The sequence below is a fragment of the Deltaproteobacteria bacterium genome (assembly GCA_016874735.1).
Taxonomy (GTDB): domain Bacteria; phylum Bdellovibrionota_B; class Oligoflexia; order Oligoflexales; family CAIYRB01; genus CAIYRB01.
In genome coordinates, this window is record VGTI01000001.1 from 138,780 (window position 1) to 163,430 (window position 24,651).

Annotated in this window: 19 protein-coding genes; 15 read left to right on the plus strand and 4 right to left on the minus strand. The window is 52.0% G+C overall.

Annotated elements, in window-relative coordinates:
• Positions 1 to 19 precede the first annotated feature (19 nt).
• From pstC to FJ146_00630, 6 genes are all read left to right on the plus strand, one after another.
• Complete coding sequence (gene pstC, locus FJ146_00605) at positions 20 to 943, plus strand: phosphate ABC transporter permease subunit PstC (GenBank protein MBM4250454.1); 924 nt, start codon at positions 20 to 22, stop codon at positions 941 to 943.
• Positions 943 to 1,905 (plus strand): phosphate ABC transporter permease PstA, encoded by a 963-nt coding sequence (gene pstA / locus FJ146_00610; GenBank protein MBM4250455.1) that lies wholly within the window; start codon positions 943 to 945, stop codon positions 1,903 to 1,905. Before pstC ends, pstA begins: the two co-directional genes overlap by 1 nt.
• Positions 1,906 to 1,922: 17 nt before the next feature.
• Complete coding sequence (gene pstB, locus FJ146_00615) at positions 1,923 to 2,702, plus strand: phosphate ABC transporter ATP-binding protein (protein MBM4250456.1); 780 nt, start codon at positions 1,923 to 1,925, stop codon at positions 2,700 to 2,702.
• A gap of 103 nt (positions 2,703 to 2,805) precedes the next feature.
• On the plus strand, positions 2,806 to 3,501 hold the full coding sequence (locus FJ146_00620; GenBank protein ID MBM4250457.1) for a response regulator transcription factor: 696 nt from the start codon (positions 2,806 to 2,808) through the stop codon (positions 3,499 to 3,501).
• Positions 3,489 to 4,934, plus strand: a complete 1,446-nt coding sequence (locus tag FJ146_00625) for a HAMP domain-containing protein (protein ID MBM4250458.1) — start codon at positions 3,489 to 3,491, stop codon at positions 4,932 to 4,934. The genes FJ146_00620 and FJ146_00625 overlap by 13 nt, the downstream gene beginning before the upstream one ends.
• A gap of 46 nt (positions 4,935 to 4,980) precedes the next feature.
• Complete coding sequence (locus FJ146_00630; GenBank protein MBM4250459.1) at positions 4,981 to 7,374, plus strand: tetratricopeptide repeat protein; 2,394 nt, start codon at positions 4,981 to 4,983, stop codon at positions 7,372 to 7,374.
• A 44-nt stretch (positions 7,375 to 7,418) separates the two neighbouring features.
• Here FJ146_00630 and FJ146_00635 read toward each other — a convergent pair whose 3' ends face one another.
• Positions 7,419 to 8,552, minus strand: coding sequence for a hypothetical protein (locus FJ146_00635; protein MBM4250460.1), 1,134 nt, complete (start codon positions 8,550 to 8,552; stop codon positions 7,419 to 7,421).
• A gap of 451 nt (positions 8,553 to 9,003) precedes the next feature.
• Here FJ146_00635 and FJ146_00640 point away from each other — a divergent pair, with 451 nt between their 5' ends.
• Together FJ146_00640 and FJ146_00645 are read left to right on the plus strand one after the other, a co-directional pair.
• Positions 9,004 to 9,825, plus strand: coding sequence for a M48 family metallopeptidase (locus FJ146_00640; GenBank protein MBM4250461.1), 822 nt, complete (start codon positions 9,004 to 9,006; stop codon positions 9,823 to 9,825).
• Positions 9,826 to 10,168: 343 nt separating this feature from the next.
• Positions 10,169 to 11,146 (plus strand): hypothetical protein, encoded by a 978-nt coding sequence (locus FJ146_00645; GenBank protein ID MBM4250462.1) that lies wholly within the window; start codon positions 10,169 to 10,171, stop codon positions 11,144 to 11,146.
• Here the strand turns inward: FJ146_00645 and FJ146_00650 are convergent.
• A complete protein-coding gene (locus FJ146_00650; protein ID MBM4250463.1) occupies positions 11,131 to 12,402 on the minus strand; it encodes a hypothetical protein in 1,272 nt (423 codons plus the stop codon). The genes FJ146_00645 and FJ146_00650 overlap by 16 nt on opposite strands.
• Before the next feature lie 322 nt (positions 12,403 to 12,724).
• On the opposite strand from FJ146_00650, the gene FJ146_00655 reads away from it, so the two are divergent.
• Positions 12,725 to 13,564, plus strand: a complete 840-nt coding sequence (locus tag FJ146_00655) for a hypothetical protein (protein MBM4250464.1) — start codon at positions 12,725 to 12,727, stop codon at positions 13,562 to 13,564.
• On the opposite strand, the gene FJ146_00660 is transcribed toward FJ146_00655, so the two are convergent.
• A complete protein-coding gene (locus FJ146_00660) occupies positions 13,543 to 15,780 on the minus strand; it encodes a tetratricopeptide repeat protein (GenBank protein MBM4250465.1) in 2,238 nt (745 codons plus the stop codon). The two genes, FJ146_00655 and FJ146_00660, sit on opposite strands and share 22 nt — an antisense overlap.
• A gap of 59 nt (positions 15,781 to 15,839) precedes the next feature.
• Positions 15,840 to 16,637, minus strand: a complete 798-nt coding sequence (locus FJ146_00665) for a PilZ domain-containing protein (protein ID MBM4250466.1) — start codon at positions 16,635 to 16,637, stop codon at positions 15,840 to 15,842.
• 247 nt (positions 16,638 to 16,884) lie between these two features.
• Here FJ146_00665 and FJ146_00670 point away from each other — a divergent pair, with 247 nt between their 5' ends.
• The 6 genes from FJ146_00670 to FJ146_00695 are packed head-to-tail and all read left to right on the plus strand — an operon-like array spanning position 16,885 to position 24,547.
• A complete protein-coding gene (locus FJ146_00670; GenBank protein MBM4250467.1) occupies positions 16,885 to 17,364 on the plus strand; it encodes a hypothetical protein in 480 nt (159 codons plus the stop codon).
• A 44-nt stretch (positions 17,365 to 17,408) separates the two neighbouring features.
• Positions 17,409 to 19,016 (plus strand): transcription termination/antitermination protein NusA, encoded by a 1,608-nt coding sequence (gene nusA, locus FJ146_00675; GenBank protein ID MBM4250468.1) that lies wholly within the window; start codon positions 17,409 to 17,411, stop codon positions 19,014 to 19,016.
• Between the two features lie 52 nt (positions 19,017 to 19,068).
• Positions 19,069 to 22,050: a translation initiation factor IF-2 gene (gene infB, locus FJ146_00680; GenBank protein ID MBM4250469.1), complete on the plus strand. Its 2,982-nt coding sequence runs from the start codon at positions 19,069 to 19,071 to the stop codon at positions 22,048 to 22,050.
• Positions 22,051 to 22,070: 20 nt separating this feature from the next.
• The gene (gene rbfA / locus FJ146_00685) at positions 22,071 to 22,412 is read left to right on the plus strand and encodes a 30S ribosome-binding factor RbfA (protein ID MBM4250470.1); all 342 of its coding nucleotides are present in this window, start codon (positions 22,071 to 22,073) and stop codon (positions 22,410 to 22,412) included.
• Positions 22,413 to 22,439: 27 nt separating this feature from the next.
• Positions 22,440 to 23,399: a tRNA pseudouridine(55) synthase TruB gene (gene truB, locus FJ146_00690; protein MBM4250471.1), complete on the plus strand. Its 960-nt coding sequence runs from the start codon at positions 22,440 to 22,442 to the stop codon at positions 23,397 to 23,399.
• Positions 23,399 to 24,547 (plus strand): methionine adenosyltransferase, encoded by a 1,149-nt coding sequence (locus FJ146_00695; protein MBM4250472.1) that lies wholly within the window; start codon positions 23,399 to 23,401, stop codon positions 24,545 to 24,547. The genes truB and FJ146_00695 overlap by 1 nt, the downstream gene beginning before the upstream one ends.
• Positions 24,548 to 24,651: the final 104 nt, after the last annotated feature.

Below are 24,651 nucleotides of genomic sequence, written 5' to 3' on the forward strand. Positions count from 1 at the left end.
AGGAGTTCGGTTCCTAAGAATGAGTTTTATGTCTGAGGCATTTCTGAAGTTAGATAGAGTAAAACTAGCGCACTTCGAAGAGTCAGTTGTCAAAAAACTGCTCCTCGGATGTGCGCTCTTCTGTATCGTTGTCACCATTGGGATTGTCTTCTTGCTGTTTGAGGAGGCCATCGGCTTTTTCGCGCAGGTGCCGCTTTCCGATTTCTTGCTGGGCACCAACTGGGCGCCCATGTTCGAGCCGCGTAGTTTTGGCGTTTTGCCGCTTATTTGTGGCACCTTTTGGGTGACGTTAGGGGCGGCTTTAATAGGTTTACCGACTGGACTCGGGATTGGGCTATTTCTCAATGACTTTGCGCCTAGTTGGATCCGCAATTTAGTGAAGCCGGTTCTGGAGATATTGGCTGGTATACCAACGGTGGTGTACGGATATTTTGCTTTGACTGTGATCACACCTTGGTTGCAGGGACTTCTGCCCAGTGTGGAGGTATTTAATGCGGCGAGTGCAGCCATCGTTGTAGGGCTTATGGTGCTGCCCATGGTGGCATCACTTTGTGATGATGCTATCAAGTCGGTACCGCGTGCGGTTAAGGAAGCTGGTTTTGCCTTGGGCGCAACCAAGTCTGAGGTGGCTCTCCAAGTCACCATACCTTCGGCCCTGTCCGGGATTGTTGCCTCTTTTATTTTGGCGATCTCTAGGGCGTTTGGCGAGACCATGGCCGTCACTTTGGCTGCTGGATCGACGCCCAAATTGACTTTGAATCCGTTTGAGAGCGTCCAAACCCTCACAGCCTATATTGTGCAAGTGAGCACGGGGGATACACCTCAGGGTAGCATCGAGTATAAGTCGATTTTTGCTGTCGGCCTGTTACTTCTTGTCGTCAGTTTGCTCTTTAACATGCTGGCATTTTATCTCGTTAAAAAATACCGGACTGTGGGTGAATGATGACTGACTATGAACTAACCCAGGGATCCGCATCGATAGGTAGTCCGCCAATCAATGGTGTCGCCACCCAGTCGCGGCAAGTTCCTTTAGAGTCAAGACAATGGCGCCCTCGCAGAACGCGGCGTAAATATGTCGGTTACATGTTCCTTTTGCTGACTCTAGCCGCCACTCTTTTGGGGGTAGCGGCCTTATACGTACTACTCGAGTCCGTGATCAGCCAGGGCTGGGCGCGACTCAGTTGGGATTTTATCAGTAATTTCCCTTCGCGCATTGCTAGCCGCGCCGGTATCAAAGCCGCATTATTCGGCTCAATTTATCTAACAGGATTAGTGGCAGTCATCGCCATTCCTGTAGGGGTGGGTGCCGCGGTCTATTTGGAAGAATTTGCTGCTGACACTAAATGGCGGCGTGTCATTGATATCAATATAGCCAACCTTGCCGGTGTGCCCTCCATAGTTTATGGGATGCTTGGCCTCATGCTTTTCGTCAGAATTTGTGCTTTTGGCCACAGTCTGCTGGCCGGAGCATGCACCATGAGTCTTCTGATCCTACCTGTCATCATCGTTACGGCGCGAGAGGCGCTCAAAACGGTGCCAAATGGTGTCAGATTGGCTGCACTCGGACTCGGAGCGACTAAATGGCAGACCATCAGAGCTCATGTGTTGCCGACTGCCTTGCCGGGCATTCTCACTGGTGTGATCCTCTCCCTGTCTCGAGCTGTCGGTGAGACCGCGCCTTTACTTATGATTGGTGCTCTGAGCTATATGGCATTTGTGCCAGAGTCACCTATGGATGATTTCACGGTATTGCCAATTCAAATTTTCAACTGGTCGTCGCGCCCTCAAGATGAGTTTCGCGTCGCGGCAGCTGCTGGGATATTGGTGCTGCTTGCGATTCTGCTGACGGTCAATTCATGCGCTATTTTCATGCGCATGCGCTTTCAAAGGAAGATGCAATGGTAAAAGGCATCGAAGATAAAATGGGCGAGCGGAGACCGTTTGAGCCAAGTCCGCCGTATGCGATCGAGGCCCGAGACGTGAACATAGCCTATGGGGCGCGACGTGCCGTGCTCGATGTGACTTTAAAGGTACCCGAGCACACCATTGTAGCGCTGATTGGGCCATCTGGTTGCGGCAAGAGTACGCTGCTGCGAAGCATCAACCGCATGAACGATTTCGTGACCGGCGCTAAAGTTTCTGGGGAAATCCTCTTCCGTGGTCACAATATTTATGAACCCGCGGCTGATCCTGTTTTGATTCGACGCCAAATTGGCATGGTGTTTCAGAAGCCAAACCCCTTCCCAACTTCAATTCGTAAAAATATCACTTGGGGCCCAAAAATTAATGGTTTTCAGGGCAACTACGATGAGTTGGTTGAGACCTCGCTGCGCCGTGCGGCCTTGTGGGACGAAGTTGCAGGCAAATTGGATGAGAGTGGCTTAGCGTTGTCAGGTGGACAGCAGCAACGTCTTTGCATTGCGCGAGCCATTGCAATGGACCCCGACGTTATTCTCATGGATGAACCGTGTTCCGCCTTGGATCCCTCATCAACTCTCAAGATTGAGAACTTGCTATTAGAGCTCAAGGATCGGTTTACGATCATTATAGTGACGCATAACATGCAGCAGGCCCGACGTGTATCGGATTACACCGCATTTATGTATCAGGGTGAATTGATCGAATACGGGCCAACGGACGAGGTTTTTGAAACTCCAAGGCAAGAGTTGACGCGTGATTATGTGTCAGGTCGCTTTGGGTAGTCGTGGGCAATTAGGCACTAAATTTACTCGTTCACTGATGGAGTATTGGATGAACATTGCTGCAGAGACAGAGGTTTTTCCTAAAAAAGTGGCGGTGGCTGCAATGAATAATGAGCGCATTCTGCTCATCGAAGACGACTCCGATATTTCCGAACTAGTTCAATACAATCTCGAGCGGGAAGGATTTAAAGTATACACGAGCGCTGACGGCGAGGCTGGATTTAATCTGGCGCGTCAAGTGCGTCCTGATTTGATCATCCTAGACCTCATGCTGCCGAGTCTCGATGGTTTGAGCGTTTGTCGCCGTCTTCGGACTGACAGTCTGACTAAAGACACGCGTATCGTTATGCTCACGGCCAAGGGCGAGGAGAGCGATGTCGTGGTCGGGCTTGAGATGGGTGCCGATGATTACGTGACGAAGCCGTTTAGTCCGCGGGAATTGGTCGCGCGAATACGTGCGGTTTTACGTCGTCCTTCACCCGAAAGCCGTGGCGAGGATCAGCCTGATGACAGATTGACGGTCGGGCCGGTCACCATTGATGCCGCCAGACACGAGGCATACTGCCACGGGCAACCTTTGGCTCTGACTCTAGCCGAGTACCGTTTGCTGGCTACCCTGATCTCACGCCCTGGAATCGTTTTTACTCGGGAACAGTTGATTGAGAAGTTTACCGGTGGCGAAACCTTCGTCATCGATCGTAACGTCGACGTCCACATCAGAGCTATTCGTAAAAAACTTGGTGACGAAGCGGAATTTATTATGACTGTGCGCGGAGTTGGCTACAAATGCCGCGACTAAGCGCATTTAGATCGCGCTTCTTTTGGAAGAACTATTCGGCTTTTGCCGTGCTGTTTTTGGGTACCACGCTACTGGTTAGCGGTATAGTGTTTATCAAGGTCCGCACGAGCCTACGAGCGACCATTCAGGACAACCTGAAGGAGAAGCTCGAACTCATAGTGCCAGAAGCACAGCGGCTTTTAAGTGAGGGCACTGCTAATCCTTCTCAGTTTCTTGCCGTGTTGGGCAAGGCATCGCACACGCGAATTACTTTGATTAAAGAGGGTGGTGACGTCGTAGCCGACTCTGAATTCGATGTGGCGCACATGGAGAACCATTGGGGACGACCAGAGGTGCAACTCGCTCTCACTAGTGACTATGGATGGGCGGAACGTCGCAGTGGCACTGCCCAGCAACGAGTCACTTACGTTGCTAAGGCAGTATTTGATGTCGTTGGTCAAAGGGTAGGTATTGCCAGGATCTCGCTCAGTACTGATCGGATTGACTATGAGATGCGCGACTTGTTACTCACACTCGCTGCAGTGACGGCAGTCGGTGCTTTGCTTGCCCTAGGACTTGGCTGGACTCTGGCGCAAAGGGTTTCGATCCCAATTTGGGAAATGGTGCAGGTTGCTGAGGCTATGCGAGGCGGCAAGTATTCCGAAAGGGTTCGTACCATTACCCATGATGAGGTCGGTCGGCTCGGGGACACCCTTAATCGTCTCGGTTCAGAGCTGACGAGCAAAATTAGTGAGCTACAGAGACTTGAGACTGTCCGCCGCGATTTCGTCGCCAATGTATCGCATGAGATTAAAACTCCACTCACCTCAATTAAGGGATACGTCGAAACTCTGCTTAGTGGGGCTGTGCAAGACCCCGTCAATAGTCTGCGATTTTTAGAGAAAATCGAACGTAACGCCGAGCGTTTGACTAATCTCGTGCAGGATCTCTTGAGTTTAGCCAAGATCGAGGCGACTGAGGGCTCGCTCAAGCTTCAAGCTATAGATTGGAGCGAGGTCGTAACATCGGTTCTGGCTCGCAACGAGGATGCTATGCAGAAGAAGCATCTGCGCATAAAAGCTGAGATTCCGGCGTCCCCCGTTAGGGTCATGGGTGACCGCGAGGCTATGACCCAAGTTGTCGATAACCTTTTGACGAATGCTATCAAGTATACGCCCGAGGGTGGGAAAATTGTTGTTTCTCTCGCCAGTCGGGGCATTTGGGGCAAACTCACCGTGTCGGATACCGGGATTGGCATTCCCGCTGAGCATCTCCATAGAATCTTTGAAAGATTCTATAGGGTTGATAAAGCTCGGTCGAGGGATCTTGGAGGCACAGGGCTTGGACTCTCAATAGTCAAGCACCTGATTTCTGCTATGGGTGGTGAGGTTCATGTGGAAAGTGTGGTAGGAACTGGAAGCACCTTTTCCGTGCGTTTGCGCGGTGATAACTAGAGTAGTGGAGATTAAAACTATCGACCCTTAGGTACCATGTGGGCAGATGGCCCAAATTGTGGTAGTAAAAGGCATCGTTCCATTTACATGCCAGGGGGTGATTCTCTTGCGCAAGCTTCTATCTGTGACTCTATTGCTTGCTTTGGCGGCGGCCGTATTTTACCAAGTGCAAAGAGGGGGGCTGATTTGGCAAGATCCTGAGTCTCTCACCTCTGCAGGCATTGAACTTGGATCGCAAGGTGATGCCCAGGCCCAAACGCTGAAACAGTTGTGGCAACCGGAATTGCACCACCGTTTTGCCCCTGTGCCAGCCACGGTATGGCAGGGTGTAGCACGTCTTTCCGGATCTAAAGATTTAGATACCAAGCTGCATACGCTCAGTCTCGGTGTTCACCTATTCAATGTGATCTTGCTCTTTTTCCTTTTGAACACCTTTGTACAGAGTGAATGGGCGGCATTCCTTGCGAGTGCGTTGTTTGCGGTGCATCCGATTCAAACCGAAGCTGTGGCTTATTTAAGTGCGTTTGCAATTTTATTGGGAGGCACTTTTTCTCTACTGGCGATCAGCCAGTTCGTGCACCATGCCCTTGCTTTACGTCATGGTCATAAAAGTTCAAAGGGGCGGCGTTTCTATTGGTTCGGGACCCTGTGTCTGATCCTAGCGGTTCTTTGTCACCCCGCTTATGTTGTGATTCCGGGTGTAGCTGCAACCATGTTGCGACTTCTGCCCAAACAAACAACTCTTTACGTGGCCAAACCGAGCTCGTGGCGTATCGGACTTTGGTGGGCTATTGTTGTGCCGGCTGCTGTTTGGGAGATATTTTCGCAGGAGACCGAGAGTCTTCGTCAGTTGCTGCCATTTTGGAGTCGGCTGGTGGTCTCCGGTGATACCTTGGTTTTCTATATGGCCAAATTCCTAATGCCGATCAACATCGGGCCCGATTATGGGCGCTCACCAATGACCGTGATGACACATTGGTGGTCTTATGTTTTATGGCTACTTCCAGTCGGGCTTTACCTACTAGCAGCACCTCGTCGCGGTAGTCAGCAGAGCTGGTACCAGGCAGCGGTGGTGATCTTTGTCACGTTGTTGCTACCGGTGTCTGGCTTAGTTTATTTTTCTGCTCAAGCAAACTCTACTGTTGCCAACCAATATGCATATTTAGCACTGATGGCTCCGGCGCTCGGCTTAGCTTTCTTCATATCTAAGTCCCGTCGTGCCTTTGCTTCGCTAGTGATCGTGGGTTTGATTGGAACGTGCGCTTGGTTGAGCAAGAGAGACATTTCTCAGTGGCGTAGCGATGATTCACTTTGGCCATTCGCTTTAAATGTGAGTCCCGGTAGTCCCATAGCACACCTCATGCTCGGGAATCGAGCTTTCAAGGCTGGTGACTCAAGTGCGGCGCGAGAACACTACCGCGCCGCGTTATCGTCCCATCTGATCGATGCGTCGGTTTACTCAAATCTTGCCGACATCGAGAGACTGCAGGGGACGCCAGAGCAAGCCGCTGCCTATTACACGAAGGCTCTGCAATTAAACCCTGGGCTGCGTGGTGTTCATAGGTACCTCGGTGAAGTACACCTGGCTAAGGGTGCAAAGGATAAAGCTCTTGTTGAATTTCAAGAGGCTGTTAAAGAAAACCCCAAGGACTTCGAATCGCTTAGACAGTTGGGTATACTTTTCGCCCATAATCAGCAATTTGACCTAGCGATCCCTTACTTGACCCAAGTAGTAGATCAAGGACAAAAATCACCAGAGACGGCTGAGGCTCAAGCTTTACTCGGTAAAGCGCTTTTTAACACCAATCAACCCGACCTTGCGTTGAACCACCTGCGTCAGGCTTTGGAGATTTTTCCCAATCACGGTGAGGCTAACCGGCAGCTCGGTGATATTTATTTTGCAAAAGGCCTGCTCAACGAGTCAAAGACTTGTTACGAGCGTGTGCTTACTTACGGACAGCCATCTTTTGAAGTTTATAAAAATCTTGGGGTTATCCATACGGGCCGCAAAGAACATGCCAAGGCGATGAGTTACTTGAGTTCTGCACTTACACTTAAGAAAAATGATGCTGAGATACTCAAGAATATCGGCGTCAGTCAGTTTAATCTCCGGCAGTATCGGGAGGCCCAGCAGAGTTTCAATAGGGCACTGGGGATTAATCCAAATTTAGCGGAGCCCTATTATTATCTCGGCGATATGGCTCGCTGGCAGAGGAAGGATGCAGACGCTATTCGTTTTTATCAGGCCGCGATAAAGAACGATCCCACCTTCGGCGATGCCTATTATAGACTTGGTAACCTCTACATGAAGCGTGAGCAAGTGGCCGATGCGTTGGCTTTATTTCAGGTTGGATTGAAAAACATTCCTAATGATCCAAAGCTCACTTATGCCCTCAGACAGGCAAGTCAGCCGAAGCAGAAAGATAAGGTCGAGATCTAGTGTGGCTAGGACGCGCGCAAATGCCCGCGTCCTTGTGGCCACCCTTAAAGCAACGCCGCTACTCTTGGATCAGGCAGTGGTGCGCCATTGAGTGACAACTGATATAGTTCACCTAGTCTTTGGTAGTATCCCGCAAAAACAGGCGGTTCCTGCGTCCAAATGAAATCGGGGCGATCGGTTGAGAGCCAAGCACCACCAATGATTTTGCCGCGGCCATCCAGCTCCAGCGTGTATTCGTACCTTGCGGCAATTCCATACCAGTAGTCGCTGTCGTTTAAGGCGTTCCATTGCGGTTCCACCTCGATCGCATAGCTCATTTTCATGCTCACAACCAACTCCCGCATCGTGCCTTCGGCAGCTTTGGGACTGGGGGCTTGCTCGCGCAGTATCACACCGCTAAACGCGTATACTGGCTGATTCCAAACTTCGTAGCCGCGAGCCACCTCAGCCACGAAACCCACCTTCCTGCGACCAACAAGATTCGTAAGAGCGACATGGAGTGCGCCGGCATTGATACCACGACATTCTGGATGGTAGCGGATGGCGCTTGGATTTTTGACTAAGTCTACATCGCAGCGAAGGCCTAACAGGCGCGAAGGCGCGTAAGCAATGTCTCCTTGGTAATAACTCAGGAGAGCCTTAACATCCGAAGATGCGAATGGAACATTGATTCCACTTGGGCTACGGGCTGCTAATGATCGAGGCTCTTTGAAGTTTAAGGACGCCGCCGCCCAGCCATGGCACATGCCCTCCCAGGTAGCATTTGTTGGACTGACTCTTTCTCGTTCACGTTTGACCGTTGGGTAATCAAAGCGATCCATCAAAATATCGTACTTCTCGGCAGGAGATAGGTCGGCAAGGTCGGCCAAATTCATAGCGGCAACTTGGTCTCTCGTCGGAGGTGTATAGGTAAATTGTTCATCAGCCGACAGAGTTGCACGCCATCTTTGAGAAATCCCTCCCATATAACTCGGCCAGTATGAGTCAGTCCAAGGCCTCAAATCGAGCTGACCATTTAGGGGTAGTCCGCCAAAAGTCCGGTCGAATTGCCCTCCGAGAAGCAGGGGGTCGTTAGCCGCATTCCACGCCTCCCTGAGCGTCGGTGGATGTTGGCCGTTGGATCCACACGAGAGCACCGAAGAAACCAGAAAATAGCCAAGCAAATTGATGATTTTCATGACTTAACTCCGTCGCAAGGGTGGTCAATCGACCGCGGAGTCGGGCAAGGCGTGGGGACTTAGGCTCTGTGGCGTGCGACCTTATGTGCTGAGGTTCCTGGATTAGTCCTAATGCGCACGCGCTGCTAACCCGCTAGTCGCTATGGCATTGATAGCTCTTGGGGAGAGCCAAGGCAATCGATGTAGTTACGAGCGTAGAGTAAAATTCCGTAGTATGCTGGAGAGGCAGCATAGTATAATCTTACGTCCTCTGAGATCGGGAAAGGAGCCGCCAATGGGTGAGCATCATCACAATCATTCCAGCAATCGTCAGCCCTGGGCATCGCCAGCAATGTTTGGGATCCTTTTGATTGGCGCGGTATTTGCTGCTCTCTTCGCCTACGTGTCTTACTACGGGTTAAAGACTACGTCTTACAACCCATGGCAAATGATGCAGTGAAGGACGTCTAGGTTGAAGCGTCACTTAGTGCACCGTCTAGGACTCGGTCACAAATTGGCTGTTGTGCTAGCAGTTTTCTGTGGCACTTGGGTAGCGGTCTCATGCGTAACGACAGAGGAAACCAACCGACGTCGTTTGGCTCCGCTGCCGGATGCTTACATGAATCAACTAGGGCTCAGTGCATACACAGAGTTGAAGGCTAGTGAGCCGATTGAGCGTAGCAACGAGCTCAACCAAATGCTGCGGACTGTGGCCATTAGGGTTGCTGATGCTAGTGGCAAGAAGTTTGATTGGGATTTCACGCTTTTCAACAGCAAAGAGGTCAACGCTTTTTGTTTGCCTGGCGGAAAGGTCGGGGTCTATACGGGTATCCTTCCCGTTGCAAAGACCAATGCTGGATTGGCAGCAATTTTGGGCCATGAAATTGGTCATGCAGTTGCGCGTCATTCCGGCGAGCGTATGAGCCAGGAGATATTGGTCAGTGGAGTTCTGGTCTCGGTACAAAAGCTCCTTGGTGATTCTCAGACAAAGCCTTACGTGATGGCTGCGCTTGGTTTAGGTGCCAAGTTTGGTGTCGTGTTACCTTATAGCCGAGCACAAGAAACGGAGGCCGACACCATAGGCCTGAAATATATGGTTCGTGCTGGATATGATCCGAACGAGGCGGTCACATTATGGGAGCGCATGGCAGCATTAGGCGGTGCACCTCCAGAAATGTTGAGCAGTCATCCAGATCCACTGCGCAGGGCAGCAGCGCTTAGAGCAGAGATACCGCGTGTTCTAGACGAAAACTCGACCAAGAATCGAGTGAGTACAGAAATCATCCGCCTGTGAGTCATTTACTAGCCTGAGTGCGATCTACGCGCTATGATGCGCGTAGCTTTAAATCGCACAAAAAAATGTGAGCCGATTCATGCCGCTAAGGCGAATCGGCTCACTATACAGGAGGTAAGGAGGAACTCACGCACTTCTAGATGCTGCAGCAAGCGTGCCAAAAATTATTTGTTTAGTCAGTCGAGGCGGCAATATAAATTGCATGGTATCTTAGGTGTTTACATGCAGTCCTGCCGGCGATCGCATCGATCTTAAATGATTTGTATAAATCATGGTCAGCAACGCCAAAATCATGACCAATCCTTAGACGATGCCTCGACTAAATGCTCAAGAGGAGACTGTGATGCGTACTAGTTTATTCAATCAGGTCATTGGTTTAGTGACGTTGTTTCTGGCTTGTCAGCACTCCATCGCAAGGGCTGGAGCGCAGCGTCAACACCCACCGAGTGAACAAACCCAGCAGCAAAATCAAATCACTTATGGCAGCGGTCCGTTTAGTGGCAACGCCACGCATTTTGACGGGTTGGGAGAGCTCGCCGGAGGCTGCGGCGTACCCCAACATCGGCTCGAAACCCAAAACTTCGTAGCTTTGAACGTACAACACTCTCCCGGTGATTATAGCGAGGGTCAATCTCGTCCGTTACCAAGCCATCAGAGCCAAATCATGGGAGCATTTGAAAATGGACGCAACTGTGGTCGATGGATTCGTGTGACCATTGGTGACTACTGCACAGGAAATAACAATGGCGCTCCGCATGCGGGTTTCTGCCATAGTGCCGGTGACTCCCCATGGGTTACCGATCAATTTAACGGGGCTACCCTCGACATGATCGTCGCGGATAGTTGTCATGACGGCAACGCCTGGTGTCGCGATGACGCTCACCATCTGGATTTGGCGACAGCATCCCTAACGCAGTTCAAGAAGAACGGTGAGACGATGGCCGATTTACCAAGTAAATGGGGAAATCGTCGCGTGCACTGGGAGTATATAGCGGCACCAAATTATTCTGGTGATATCAAGATTGGACTCGCCAGGGATGCACAAAGGCTGTGGATTCCTCTAGTGATTACGCACCTGGAAAATGGCATTCACGGTGTTGAAGCTTGGGTCGACGGCCGGTGGCAGCTCGGCCAAATGGTGTCGGATAACGGCCAGGTTTTTCAGTTACCTGGTGGCGCACAGGCGCCGTACCGCATTCGCGTTTATGATGCAAACGATCAGCTCATAAATCAGGGACGCGTTTACGTGTTCGACTGGCCTAGTGAGTGTGGCGACCGTTGTTTAGCTAATTACACAGGGGTTACTTATAGGGCGGAGTAGGCCCGTGGCCTAGTCGGCGACATTTTTTTGTTCATATGCTCAGCTTGTTTAAAAACCACCGCCGCGGTCGGGGAACGGAAGTCATAGATGAACTCTCCCTCTTCCGATCCGGTGGGCACCAATTGCCAAATCATCGTCCCATTGTAGCCGGCTTTGTTTGCTGCACCGAGTAGTACTTCAAGCCACTTGTGTGGCTCTTTGGTGTATCCTAGATAGGGATTTTCTATATCGCTGATACCGATCTCTTCTAAAACGACTGGCTTGTTTAGTTTGTGAGCTATGCGCGCTCGATCTGCCAAAAACTCCTCACTAAACCAGTCAATATCATCTGTCGAAATCATCCAGTGAGTCGGGTAGGCGTGGACCGTCGCGAAGTCAATATTTGGCAGCGTCAAGTTGCGCTCATAATCGGCACCTTTGGAGCCGTCAGAAAGCCACCAATGCCGATCAACCTGAGCTTTTGAATGTGGCTCACGTTTGTAGCCCTCTTCGCCCGAAGCGATCAAATGGTTCGGGTCAACGGTACGTATGAAGTCAGACATAAAACCGAGCCAATCGTAGAGCATGTCACCAGGTTGCATGCCGCGGTCAGATTCATACCAGTCCTCGGTATGGGGCTCGTTTGCTAGTTCGATCGCCATGATCGTTGGGTCATTAGCGTAGGTCGTATTCTCACCGCGTTTATTGAGATAGGCAGTATTGGCGCGAGATAGCATGCGGCCCACGTGTCGCTTAAATGCTTCGCGGACATCCGGATCCGAATAGAAAAGATTTGGGTCGTCTTCGCCAATCACGTTGTTGACCCACCAAGACATGGGACAGTATTCCTTTTGGTAGTTGACCAGCGGAATAATTACTTTCAGATTAGCACTCCGTGCAGCATCGATGGCTAGATCAAGGCGGCGCAGAGCGATCTCGTCATATACAGCCGATGTTTTGGATACTGTCTTGAGCATGGCCTGAGCATTGCTGTCACCGCAGGAAAAGCCCCAGATACGCACCACTTTCATGCCCGATGCCGCTAGTTGTCGCATAATATCGTAAACCTCAGTCTCGGCGTGGCGCTCGATCAGACTGAGACGATAGAAGTTAGTACCCTGAAAATAAAAGGGGCGCCCCTTTAGCATGAAAGTATCGCCGGCTCGCGATACGAATTCCGAGCGATCGGCCACGAAAGCCGCTTTCTTGGCGGCGAATCCACTGGTCGCAACGACAAGGCACCATGGAAGAACCAACAGTCTGAAGAACCGCGGCATAGATCAGTATCCTCGTGCTTAGGTCAAAACACTGTAAAACGCGGGTTTTTTTACCCTACTTTTCGGTTTGTAGGCGGACGCTACCATCAAAATATGAATCCTGTATATAGACAAAGTGAACACAAAAAATGCCAAAGCACGGCAAAAAATTACAATGTAATAAGCTATATCTGGCCGCGGCGCGGCGGGTTCTAAAAAGCCAGAATCATTGTACTTTTAGTGGAAACACTGGCTGACATCGATACTAAAGTTTTGTCTCAAAAAGGCCGATACACATACCAACAATGTGTGTCGGGAAGTGAACACCCGACCGGAGATCACCATGCGCACCAAGGCAGCTATCTTGCGGCTACTGGGCTTAGTCTCGATCGGGAGTTTGTGTTTGACAGCCATAGAGGCATGCAGCCCGGCGCCGCTTGAAGGTGATCGCCGACTGGCGGTGGGCGCAGAGGGTTCGATCGGTGGCTCCCAACCGTGCCTGAAGCTCGCCGATCCCGTGCCCGGGTACGAAGTGCAGATCCAGGGCCTGATGGCGAAGTACTGTGTCTCGTGCCACACGGAACCCAAACAGCCTCCCTATTTAGCGACCTATGAGCAAGTGAAGAGCGCCGCTGCGGCGTCCAAAGCCGCAATTATTAGGGGCTCCATGCCGGTCAAGCCGGTGGTGATGAGCGAGCCGGAGAAGGCACTGTTCTCAGCTTGGGTAGACGGTCAAATGCCAGCAAAGGATGGCGTAGCCGTGGCTCCAGGTTCGGGCTCGCAAGCATCGACAGGACAAGCGACGACTGTGCCTGCAACGCAGATCAACACAGTCGCCAATTGTAAAAAACCATCCCCCGCCCCGGCGCCAGGTCCTGTGACCGCGGTCCCGGGGGCAGGTACATTTCCGGGCCCTGGCCCGACGTCTGGTCCATCTGCTGCCCCACCGAATACTCCCGTGAGCTATGCTGCCGTGATCGCGCCCTACCTTCAGGCTAAATGCAACAGTTGCCATCGCGTTGGTGGTACGCCTCCAGTGCTGACGGATTTTGCATCGGCAAAGCTAGGCGCAGCGCGATCTTTGGTGCGGATGAAGGCGCAAACGATGCCGCTGACTGGGGGCAACACCGCCAAGGAGATTGGCGACTTTGAGCTTTGGATTCAGGGTGGCATGCTGCCGTGATCAGGGCTTGATTTATAGTAGACGCTGCGCCCATGCTTGATGGCCGCTATGGAGTGGGCTGAAACGAGTTTTTTGAGGATTCGTTTAGTTGTAGCTGGTGAGAGCTCTAGACGCTTGGCGAGCTCATTGCTTGACATCGGAGCATCGTCCAACAAGCGGACAATTTCAGACGCAGGTACGACACCTTGTCTCCGGCCTGGACGAAGCGAAATGGCCTCAGCGAACAGAGAGATCTGATCCCCGTGGATCATCAGAGGTGCGACAGTATAAGGAAACAAATCGCGGAGTCTCATGATGCTGTTGCGGATTTTTTGCTGCCAGCCCTGTGAGCCTAGACTTTGGCGCCAAACTTTGGTCTGAATCTCGGCGCTTGAAGCGCAGAAATTACTTTTATTTAGCAGATAGTCCAGCATGTCCGCGAGTGACGAGTGGCGCTCCAGGCTTACTTCATAATGACCGCTCACAAGGAAGTTGCGGTCATCCAGACGCTCTAGATAGGGAGCAAAAAAGGCTCTTGTGTATCTAGCCAATAAATTTTGCTGCCACAACAGCTGTAGTCTTGGAGCATGGCCGTTGAGAGTGGCTTCCCATGCGCCTAGTGCGAACCTATCAGCAAAATGAATGCGTGATAATTTTTGCATGGCTCGTAGCAATTTACGACATTGTGCGAATTGACCAGTCTGGTAAGCGATTGCTGCTTCGATCATCATGACATGGGCATTGCGAGGAGTTTGGCCCAAATGTTGCGTGAGCATGCGAAACTCGGTCAGGCGAGATTCTGCCTCCTTGCATCGATGCTCGTGCAGGGCCAGTTTTATTTGGCCAAAAAGACCGTTTGCTGTCTGAGGGGCGAGACCGTGCGCAAGCCCCTGAGCGTAGCAGGTGTTAAAATGTACTTGGGCTTCGCGTAAATCACCGCCGGCTAGAGCAAGCTCTCCTAGTGCGTAAATGTATTCTAGGTAAAAGTGTTTGTTCCGCGCTAGCGTGGGTTTTAATTGCGATTTGGCTATAGGGAGGTCGGTATTTACCAGCGATGATTGAAGATAGTATCTCGATAGAGCTGTGATCTCGTCAATGGTGGAGACCCCGTGAGACGTATGGGGAACGCCAGCATTGATTAACACGGACTGACTTTCCTCGACGTCTCCCGACTCCCAAAAGAGCTCTGCTTTTAAAGCAAGATGCCTCATATGGCGGCGGACCCCTGGGTCTTTCGCGGCGATGTCTAAAGCCTCAAGTCCGAACTTAGTTGCCAGATCGACGCGTCCCACGGCCAAGTAAGTATCGGCAAGGGTCGAAATGATACGCAGTCGACAATAGCCAAAGTCGCGTCCGGGTAAAAATGCAAGCGCTCTACGCAGATGCTCGCGGGCTATCGTGTAGTTACCGCGCTCAAACGCGTCGACTCCCAGGCTCGCTTCACAATGGGCCAACGGACCCGGTAGGTCTTCTGACTCAGCAATACGGCGGCACTCCGCCATGAAAGTGAAGGCTTCCTGACGATTCGGGTTTTCCCCGCTTAAATGACAAATGGCGGTATTGAAAATGGTCTTAGCAACCGCCTCCCAATTGCGTGCCTCGCGATACTGCGCTGTGGCAGAGGCGTAATGACGCGCAGCTTCGCTATAATTCCCAAGGAAAAAGTGAATGCGGCCAAGATTGCAAGTGACGTCGCCATAGGTTTCTTCCGGGGCAGAGAATGGCCCTAGGTCCGCTTGGATGGCCTGAAGCTGCCGCATGGCTTTATCGCCGCGGCCCTCCTCAGCGTGGCTAACGGCGATGATTAGCGAGAGCTGCAGCTGATCTAACTGGCTAAGATTCTTCAGCCGCAAGGCGCGTGTTGCCGTCTCCCTTGCTAAATCTGAGCGACCACTTTCGAGATACAGCTGGGCGGCGGGTATACTTACTTGTGGCGAGTGGATGCGTTTCGAAAAATTATGAATCTCAAGGCCCAGTTGGGGGTTCCAGGCCGACAAGGAGCCGCGAAGCAGACATCCCCAGATTGCAGGATTATAATTCAGGCTCTGTGGGTCACGCGCGAGTTGGCCGAAGACTTCCTCCAGAGGGCGCGATAAACTGCAGTGGGCAAGCCGCTCCCCCCAGGTATCCAGGATGAGATCCCACGCTTTTTTGCTATGGCTGGACCGCGCCAATTTGACGAGCTGGTCCCATTTTTTCGTTTGTTTTGTGCGACTGGCGTTCATGGCGTGTAGCATTATCAGATTTCCCGTCGGTCACCAAAAAAAAACGCTGACCATGTCTCGGGGGGCTAAAACTACTTTATGCTAGCGGCGTGCAGATGCGTGAAGATCGGCGCAAGCAAGGTGTCATAGGTACCCGGTACACTTGCCATGATACAGAGGGCCGCGCGGGTGATGGCTGGATCTGGGTTTACGGACGACCTGGCCAATGCTGTGCCGAGTTCAGTTGAGCTAGTGGGGCCGCTAATTACGCCGGTAGCTAGCCGGCCGTCCTGGTAAATTACCTGGCAGTAACCCTCTTGCCACGGGAAGGTAAGTAGTAGCTCTGCCAAGGCTCTGCCATCTGGAACCAGGCGCAAAATTAGGTCGCTCGCGCGATCGCCTCGGAAACAGTGCCACTCGGATCCTTGGTAACGATCTTTTCTGACCTCCGTAGGAATCAGGAGCATCGATCGGCCCTCGCGCAGGGGCTCAATATAATCACGAAGAAATATAAGGCTAGCGGCTTCGGCGTGAACCAAGGAGAATGCCAGTTGCGTCTGTGTGGATGCAAGCATCGTAGCTCGTATGAGTCGTGCTTTGAGCTGGATGCTGGACTCAAGAAGACTGAGCTGCAGATCGTATTCTTTGCCAGTAGCTAGGCTTAAGGTGTGGTCGTCGATAGTCGTGGCCAGACCACCGTAACTGAGGTTGTTGAGTCGGCCCGATTGTCCGGAGTCCATCAAATTGACAATACCGTTTAGCGCGTTAGGGATTGGTACGCGCATGTGCAGGCGGCCCTCGCGCTCGATAGCGGAAAGGGCCTTGACCGTCGCTGCATCGCGGTCTTTGAGTTTCGCAAAAGCTGATTTCATGTGATTTAGTAAGCCCATAACCACCCTGCCAAAGTCCTCTCCAATCAGTAGTTTCGGCGGGGCTTAGAAATATCTTTAGTTGAAATCTATGTTTTTTTATGATACCACGATGACGTTCCTCAGTGTGCTTGTATCTAAAGTGAATTTCCCTGAGAATTCACTGACCTGCAGGCCCAGGCGTCTGATTTCCATTTGGTTATTGGATTGCATCTGGCCTTTTTTGTTTGGTCTTTCTCAATCGTGCGTGGCTAGGACAAGGTAGAGCGTGGATCGCATCAAACTCGACAACGTCATTACATTAGTCAACGGGCAATTGAATCCGTCTGGGTTTGATTGCATTGAGGCGGAATGGCTTGGTCACGAGCGGATCCTGCGCCTGTTTGTCGAGCGCGCGTCCGACGAAATCGGAATGAATTTAGATGGTTGCGTGAGTGCAACGCGTTTGCTCCACGAATGCGCAGCCTTAGACGATATGGTGCCTGGTCATTACGTCCTCGAGGTTAGTTCGCCAGGGGTGGAGAGGCCTCTGCGGCGCGTTGAGCATTTCCGCGCAAATTTAGGGCGTAGGGCTGAGGTTAAGCTGAGAGAGAAGTGTAACGAACGCAGGCAGGGTAAGGGTATCCTGGCTGAGGTGAGAGACGATAACGGTGGGTTGGTAACCATGCAAACTGAGCAGGGAGATTGGTCTTTCTCCCTGGAATTGTTGCAGCGTGCCAGTCTGCTATATGACTGGGGCGATAGTTAATCAGACCGCTCGTTGGTTGAATAAGTGAGGAAGGATCGAACAGCATGGCCGCAGTGACAGAAGCAAACGAGTTAGATAGCGATCTTACCCGAGTAATCAATGTGGTAAGTCGCGATAAGAATTTGGACAAAGCCGTTATCATCGACGCGCTGGAGCAGGCTGTATTGCACGCTGCGCGGCGGGATTACGGTGCGACTGCCGATTTAGAGGCTCACTACAACGAGGATAGTAACGAAATCGAACTCTTTCAATTTCGTACCGTAGTCCAAGATGTTGAAGATAAAGTGCGCGAGATCTCGGTGCCTGAGGCTCACCGCCTGGATCCAGAGGCCGGGGTTGGCGATGCGCTTGGAATCAAGATCGATACGGCAAGTTTCGGGCGGATTGCCGCTCAATCCGCAAAACAGATTATTGTACAAAAAGTGCGCGATGCTGAGCGCGCTCAGATTTACGACGAGTTCAAAGACCGTACGGGCGAAATTCTTAGTGGGCATGTGCGGCGCTTTGAGCGACATGACATCATCGTGGATCTCGGTCGTACTGAGGCCGTCATTCCCTATCGTGAGCAAATGCCAACTGAACGCTACCGCGTCAAGGATCGCATCACAGGGTACGTCCTCGAGGTCAAGAGATCGTCGCGTGGGCCGCAGATCGTTATGTCCAGGGCTCATCCAGGCTTCTTGGTCAGGCTTTTTGAGCAGCATGTTACCGAGATTTATGACGGTATCGTGACTATTGAGAGTGCGGCGCGTGACCCAGGTCACCGCTCCAAAATTGCCGTTTACTCTCGCGATCCATCGGTGGACCCTGTGGGAGCGTGTGTCGGTATGAAGGGCGCCCGTGTTCAAGCGGTCGTGCAGGAGCTCAACGGTGAGAAAATCGACATCGTACCTTGGGACAAAGACCCAGCTCGTCTTGTGTGTAATGCCCTGGCGCCAGCTGTCGTCAGCAAAGTAATCGTCGATGAGGCAAATCACAGTATGGAAGTCATCGTTGCTGATGACCAGCTGTCACTTGCCATTGGTAAGCGCGGCCAAAACGTGCGCTTGGCAGCGCAGTTGACCGGGTGGCGCCTTGATATCAAGAGCGAAGGCAAGCTGGAGCAAGAGCTCGTGGGTGCCAAGATATCTGTGGCGAACATTGCAGGGATCGGCCCTATGAGGGCGGAAATTCTTGTGAACGAGGGAGTTAAGTCGCCCGCTGATGTTGCTGCTTTGAGCTCCAGGACGCTGCAGCGTCTCCTCAATATGGAGGAGGCAGATGCGGACAAAGTGATCGAAGAGGCAACCAGAATAGCTAGGGAGTCTGGTCGTGAGATCGTTCCAGTTAGGGACGAACACGACGAGGAATCCGAGCTGCTGGCTCATGCTGCCGCCGAGCCTACCAAAGCTCCAGTGCAGACCAAGGAAGTGGAAGTTGACAGTGCTCGGGGGGATCGCCTCAAGTTGTTCCAACGTCTCATTGGTGTCGGCGAAGCAACGGCTCATGCCCTAGCTGATGCCGGGTACGGAACCATCGGAGATATCATTGCTGACTCGGCGGAAGAGGTAGCGCAAAAGACCGGCCTTTCTATCGGTATCGCGCGCACAGTTCAGATTGCTGCTGACAAGTATTTGCAGTCTGAGCTGGTAGATGGCTCTGAAGATGAGTGATTTGAGTTGAAAGTCCGGACCTTAGGTCAACGGACATAAAGGAAATGTGTAGATGTCAAAACTGCGGGTACATGAGCTTGCCAAAGAGTTGAATGTTGAGTCGAAGGTCTTAATGGCTAAGCTCAAGGCCATGGGCGCGAAAATCATAAGTCATCAGAGCACACTTACCGATCAGCAGGTTACCGAGCTGAGGGGGGCCTTGGGTGCCCCAGTCGCGTCAGCTGGAACGTCAGCTGGAGGTAGTGCGGCAGTTTCTAGCGATGCTAGTGGTAAGCCGCGTGTGGTGATACGTCGCCGTGCTGCATCTAAAGAAGACGCCGAGTCTCTAGAATCGGCGCAGGTAGAGACCGAGGAGGCCCCAACGGTCGCAGTGGCTCCCGTCGTAGCGACCGCAGTTGTCGCTGAAGAAGCGCGCGAGCCACAACCTAAGCCGACTTTGGGCGAGCCGGCAAAGGTAGTCGTGGCATCCGCGGAGCCGGTCAAGAAAGTGGTAGAGCAAGTAGCCGCGTCGATACCATCGCCGGTTGCCCAAGTCGTTACCAGACCGCCGACGCCAGCTAAAGTTGAACCCGCAGCAGAGTTTGATAGCGCAGCACATCCGGTCCCATCAGCGCCGGCCCCGGTAAGTAGGCACGTTGAAGAACCTAAGACTGTTACGAAAGAATCAGTGCCGCAGGAAGTAGTGCCCGAGGTTGTCCCTGTCGCGCCGGCTCCTGTTGCTGCACCAACGGCTCCCCCACCGGTAGATACTGCGACTGATGTCGCCAAACGCAGGCGCGAAGTTGGTGGCGCCACGATTGTACGCCGGGCTACACCCGAAGAAGTCGAAAAGCTAGAAAGTGCGAATCGCAGCCGTCAAACTGGACGGAAGGAAGACCATCGCGGTACCCGTGTCACGGGTTTGGGTTTACTTTCCAATCGCATCAGTAGTGATGCAGCGGCGCCAGCTCCTGCGCAGCAGGCCGCAGGTGGTACACCTGGTGCTCCTCAAACAGCATCTGATGTCGACGAATGGGGTGCGCGACGCGGTAACGTAGTCAAAGATAAGAAGACCTTGGACGACGAGGAGCAGCTGCGTCGTAAGGCGGCTGCGAAGGCGCGCCGTAATCAAGGCGCGATAAACACGCGGCTATTGCTGCAGCAAGCCGAAATTCTGACTTCTGACGAAGAGGTCCAGCAGGCGGACTTTTCAGGGCGCACGGTCTATACCCCGATGTCACCGCGTAGTAAGCGAGACATCAAGCGTCGTAAGGATCTTAAAAAGACGGCGATTACAACCCCGCGGGCATCCTATCGGGTGGTCAACATGGGCGAGTCAATCACCGTTGGTGAATTAGCCAAGCAGCTAGCTATCAAGAGTTCTGATCTCATCAAAAAATTGATGACTCAGGGTGTGATGGCAACAATCAATCAACCGGTAGATTTCGATACAGCCACGCTACTTGCAAGCGAGTATCAGTTCGAAGTTAAGAGCAATATTCAGACTGTCGATGACATTCTGAAGAAAGCTGAGGTCACTGATCTCGAGTCCCGCTCACCAATCGTCACGGTGATGGGTCACGTTGACCACGGAAAGACCTCAATTCTGGATGCTATTCGTTCTGCTGATGTGGCTGGTGGTGAAGCCGGTGGGATCACACAGCACATTGGTGCTTACTCCGTGGAACATAACGGGGAAAAGATTGCCTTCCTTGACACTCCTGGTCACGAGGCATTCTCGGCCATGAGAGCACGCGGTGCTAAAGTGACGGATATCGTCGTTCTGGTAGTTGCTGCAGACGACGGAGTGATGCCCCAGACCATTGAGGCGATTAATCACGCGAAAGCTGCAAATGTTCCTTTGATTGTTGCGGTCAACAAGATCGATAAGCCAAATATCAATTTGGACCGTGTGTACACCGAACTTACGGAGCACGGTGTTCAGGCCGAAGAGTGGGGCGGTGAGACTCAGTTCATTAAGACTTCTGCCTTGCAACGCAAGGGTATTGACGAGTTACTCGAGGCGATCCTTCTGCAAGCTGAGGTTTTAGATCTGAAAGCGAGCGCGAATGGGCAAGCCGAGGGTGTGGTGATTGAAGCCCATCTCGACAAAGGCAGAGGGCCAGTCGCCACAGTCATGGTGCAAAGCGGCACCTTACGCCCTGGTGACTATATCGTTGCTGGCACGGAATACGGCCGCGTTCGTGCTATGCATGACCATCGCAATCGCGATGTAGCAGCGGCAGGTCCATCAGAGCCCGTCGAGATTATTGGTTTGTCGGGTGTTCCGCGGGCTGGTGATCAGTTCAATATTGTAAACGATGAAAAAACTGCCAGAGAAGTTGCAGCTTTCCGCACAGAGCAAGCTCGCAATGCTCAGGCTACGAAATCGAGTGCAGCTAGCTTGGCAGATCTCCTCGCTAAAGTTAAGAATGAGGAGATCCCAGAGGTGCCAATCATCGTCAAGGCCGATACCCAAGGCTCGGTCGAAGCGATTGTTGACTCTATACTGAAGCTTAACACCGACAGAGTGCGTAACAGGATCGTTCACAGTGCCGTAGGTGGTGTGAATGAGTCGGATGTTTCGCTGGCGCAAGCCTCGGGTGCCGTAGTGGTTGCCTTCAGCGTCAGGGCTGCCCGTGGACTTGATGAGACTGCGGAACAAGCAGGCGTACCTATCAGGTACTTCAGTATCATCTATGAGATTGTTGATGCTGTGAAAGCCTTGATGGTTGGGAAATTGCCTCCAATCGTCAGTGAGCATGTGCTGGGTCGAGCTGAAGTGCGCAAGCCTATTAGTGTCCCTAAAATCGGCATGATCGGTGGATCGGCGGTTCTCGAAGGTAAGATCACGCGGACTTCATTCTGCCGCTTGATACGTAACGATATCGTAATTTACTCCGGTAAGCTCGGGTCGTTGCGTCGATTTAAGGATGACGTCAAGGAAGTTGTTCAGGGTTACGAATGCGGTATTGGTATTGACGGCTACAACGACCTCAAAGAGGGCGACATCATCGAGGCCTATATCCTCGAAGAAACGTCGGCCACATTATAGTTAGTTAAGGGTCATTTATTATGGGTCTACGTCAAGCCAGATTAGCCGATGAAATGAGAGATGTCTTAGCTGCCACCTTCACCGGTGGGCAGCTAAGTGATCCCCGTGTAGCCGGTGTCACTATCACTGCAGTTAAGCTATCGGCAGATTTGCAGTTAGCTACTGTCTACTTCCGGATCTACGGCGAGGGTCCAGAGCGCACTGCTCCCGACGCTGCAGCGGGATTGAAGAGTGCGACAGGGTTCTTGCGTCGGGTTTTGGCAGATGCTTTCGATATCCGTCGGGTGCCGAATTTGCGCTTCTTCTATGATGAGAGTATCGAGCGCGGCTCCAAAATCGAAAGTTTATTGGCCCAAATTTAGGCCAACCTGCTGTCGGAACAGTCCTAAGTGCAAAACTCACAGCAAATAGATGGGCTCCTTGCCGTCAACAAGCCCGCAGGCATGGTGTCTAAAGATGTTTCCCGTTGGCTCATGCGCCGTATTGGCAAAGTCAAACTAGGTCATGTAGGGACGTTGGATCCGGCGGCGGCAGGGGTTTTGCCTGTACTTTTGGGGCGTGCCACACGGCTACAGGACTTTTTGCTCGAGATGCCCAAGAGCTACGAGTTTGATGTGGCCTTCGGTATCGAGACAGATACCCTCGATCAGGACGGGCAAATAGTGGCTGAGTCAGAGTGGGATCATATTTCTGCCCCGGCGCTTGAGCGAGCCATCAAATCGTTCCTGGGTGAAATTGAACAAGTTCCACCCATATATTCTGCGGTGAAATACCAAGGTAAGCCCCTGTACGACTATGTCCGTGGCAAGGGTAAGAGTGGTGCTGCAGCCTCAGTCGTGCCTCTTGCTGAGCTTAAGCGCCGCGTCACGGTAACTAATTTTGAGATGCTGCGTTTCAAACCGGGATCTGGTACCTTCAGGATCACGTGTTCAAAGGGAACTTATGTCAGGTCACTAGTCAGGGATTTAGCGTATGCAGTCGATAGCTGCGCAACGCTAACGCGCCTCGTCCGCACACAGGCGGCGGGCATTGCGATTGAAGATAGTCTCTCGCCAGAATCGATTGACGCAGACCTCACAAAGTTCTCTGATCTAGTTGTGCCGATCTCGAAGATTAAGTTGAATCTATCTGTATGGCGTTGTTCAACACCTACATTAGGCGGCAGACTGAAAAATGGGCAAAAGTTAGTTCTGGACCATAATCAGTTTGAAGAATCTCTCGATGTGAATAAGGACAGCGCTCGCGATGCGGTGCTTCTAGTGGATGAAGGTGGAATTGCTTTTGGCGTGGGATGTGTCCGACGTCATGAATCTGGATCAGTGGAACTTGTAATGAAGAGGGGACTTTGATGAGCCAGGGAAATTCTGACTACCTGTTTACTTCTGAATCAGTGAGCGAGGGCCATCCTGATAAAGTTAGCGACCAGATTAGCGATGCTATTCTTGACGCTCTTTTGGCCCAGGACAAACACTCCCGTGTTGCGGTGGAGACCTTGTGTAAAACCGGCCTGGTCGTCATCGCTGGCGAAGTCACGACTAAAGCTGTGGTCGATTATGCAAAAGTTGCCCGCGAAGTGATCGATTGGATTGGTTACAATGACGGGAAGCTAGGTTTTGATGCTAATAGCTGCGGCGTCCTCACGGCGATTGAGCAACAATCACCGGACATCTCGCAGGGCGTGACAGCTACTGCTGACAAAGAGCAGGGCGCTGGCGATCAAGGGATGATGTTTGGTTATGCTTGTGACGAGACCACCGAGTTTATGCCGGCGACGATTAGCTATGCGCATAAATTGCTACGTAAGTTATCGGACTTGCGCCGTCAAAAGCACGTCGATTTTCTGCGGCCTGACGCTAAGAGTCAAGTCACCGTCGAGTACAAAGCAGGACAACTGACGCGCGTTGACACGGTAGTAATTTCTACCCAGCACACGCCTGAAGTAGCTCCGAAAGAGCTCGAGTCTTACGTCATTGAAGAAGTGATCAAGCGCACCATTCCGGCTGAGCTTCTGAAGAATACCCGTTATCTGATCAACCCCACGGGCCGCTTTGTCATCGGTGGACCACAAGGTGATTGTGGATTGACCGGTCGTAAGATCATCGTTGACACCTACGGTGGTCACGGTGCTCACGGCGGTGGCGCGTTCTCGGGTAAGGATCCATCAAAGGTCGATCGGTCTGCGGCTTACATGGGTCGTTACATTGCTAAGAACTTAGTGGCAGCTGGTTTGGCTAAGAAGGCCCTGGTGCAGCTTGCCTACGCTATTGGGGTCGCTGAGCCGGTCAGTGTCTTTGTCGAGACCTACGGGACATCTAAACTTACGCTAAAAGAGCTTGAGTCTAAAGTGCGCAGTGTTTTCCGGTTGAAGCCCCATGAGATCGTGAATCAATTTGATCTGCTGCGTCCTATTTACCGTCCAACTGCGTCGTACGGTCATTTCGGTCGCGACGAGTTCCCTTGGGAACGTCTGGATAAGGTTGCAGCACTGAAGGCATAATTACGCTTGAACGCAGCTAAGTCACTGTTTGTACCTAAGGTGCAAGCGGTGACTTTTTGCTTTCAATGGGTATAGAGGCTGACAGCAAGTTATATTACGCTCTA

Coding starts and splice junctions, on each gene's coding strand:
- pstC (MBM4250454.1), top strand. CDS start 20: ATGAGTTTTATGTCTGAGGCATTTCTGAAGTTAGATAGAGTAAAACTA.
- infB (MBM4250469.1), top strand. CDS start 19,069: ATGTCAAAACTGCGGGTACATGAGCTTGCCAAAGAGTTGAATGTTGAG.
- FJ146_00630 (MBM4250459.1), top strand. CDS start 4,981: ATGGCCCAAATTGTGGTAGTAAAAGGCATCGTTCCATTTACATGCCAG.
- FJ146_00635 (MBM4250460.1), bottom strand. CDS start 8,552: ATGAAAATCATCAATTTGCTTGGCTATTTTCTGGTTTCTTCGGTGCTC.
- pstA (MBM4250455.1), top strand. CDS start 943: ATGACTGACTATGAACTAACCCAGGGATCCGCATCGATAGGTAGTCCG.
- FJ146_00665 (MBM4250466.1), bottom strand. CDS start 16,637: ATGGGCTTACTAAATCACATGAAATCAGCTTTTGCGAAACTCAAAGAC.
- pstB (MBM4250456.1), top strand. CDS start 1,923: ATGGGCGAGCGGAGACCGTTTGAGCCAAGTCCGCCGTATGCGATCGAG.
- nusA (MBM4250468.1), top strand. CDS start 17,409: ATGGCCGCAGTGACAGAAGCAAACGAGTTAGATAGCGATCTTACCCGA.
- FJ146_00695 (MBM4250472.1), top strand. CDS start 23,399: ATGAGCCAGGGAAATTCTGACTACCTGTTTACTTCTGAATCAGTGAGC.
- FJ146_00625 (MBM4250458.1), top strand. CDS start 3,489: ATGCCGCGACTAAGCGCATTTAGATCGCGCTTCTTTTGGAAGAACTAT.
- FJ146_00620 (MBM4250457.1), top strand. CDS start 2,806: ATGAATAATGAGCGCATTCTGCTCATCGAAGACGACTCCGATATTTCC.
- FJ146_00655 (MBM4250464.1), top strand. CDS start 12,725: ATGCGCACCAAGGCAGCTATCTTGCGGCTACTGGGCTTAGTCTCGATC.
- FJ146_00650 (MBM4250463.1), bottom strand. CDS start 12,402: ATGCCGCGGTTCTTCAGACTGTTGGTTCTTCCATGGTGCCTTGTCGTT.
- rbfA (MBM4250470.1), top strand. CDS start 22,071: ATGGGTCTACGTCAAGCCAGATTAGCCGATGAAATGAGAGATGTCTTA.
- FJ146_00660 (MBM4250465.1), bottom strand. CDS start 15,780: ATGCTACACGCCATGAACGCCAGTCGCACAAAACAAACGAAAAAATGG.
- FJ146_00645 (MBM4250462.1), top strand. CDS start 10,169: ATGCGTACTAGTTTATTCAATCAGGTCATTGGTTTAGTGACGTTGTTT.